This window comes from Paenalcaligenes sp. Me52 (assembly GCF_050487965.1).
In the GTDB taxonomy this organism is placed as follows: domain Bacteria; phylum Pseudomonadota; class Gammaproteobacteria; order Burkholderiales; family Burkholderiaceae_B; genus Paenalcaligenes.
In genome coordinates this window covers 1-588 of record NZ_JBKQFO010000048.1, presented here as the reverse complement: position 1 = coordinate 588, position 588 = coordinate 1, and the positions used below count along the sequence as shown (strand labels likewise).

Below are 588 nucleotides of genomic sequence, written 5' to 3'. Positions count from 1 at the left end.
TAGCACGTTACACCATGATATTGCTAATGCTGGCTGAATTCGGAGCGTGGATATGGTTACGTTAGAACAGTTTCGCTATTGCCCGACACACTCAACGCATCCTCCGTTCTGTTATGACTTTCACTATGTCAAACCGGGGATGGTCGCCATCTTTGGTGACAACGGCAGTGGCAAAAGTACGCTGGCGCAGCTGATGGCGGGCTGGTATCCGGACTTTCTACCAGGAGAGATAACCGGCACGGGGACGCTTCTCGGTACGCCCATTGGGCGTCTCCCGCTTAATGAACAATCCGCCACCATCCAGCTCGTCCAGCAATCGCCCTATTTGCAGCTCTCCGGCTGTACCTTTAGCGTGGAAGAAGAAGTTGCCTTTGGGCCAGAAAATCTGTGTCTTGCTGAAAAAGAGATTATGGCGCGGATTGACGCCGCCCTGGCCCTGACCGAGTGCCAGCCGTTGCGCCATCGTCACCCGGCAACACTCTCCGGAGGAGAGACACAGCGTGTGGTCATCGCCTGCGCCATCGCGATGCAGCCAAAGCTCTTAATTCTTGATGACTCCTTTAGCCGCCTGACGCCGCAGGCCCGCGA

The 588-nt window shown here is 55.8% G+C and carries 1 protein-coding gene; it reads left to right on the top strand.

Features of this window, described 5'->3' with window-relative positions:
* Window positions 1-52 precede the first annotated feature (52 nt).
* Window positions 53-588, top strand: a 536-nt coding sequence (locus ACLO87_RS16900) for an ABC transporter ATP-binding protein (protein ID WP_430224358.1), incomplete at its 3' end; no start/stop codon positions are given.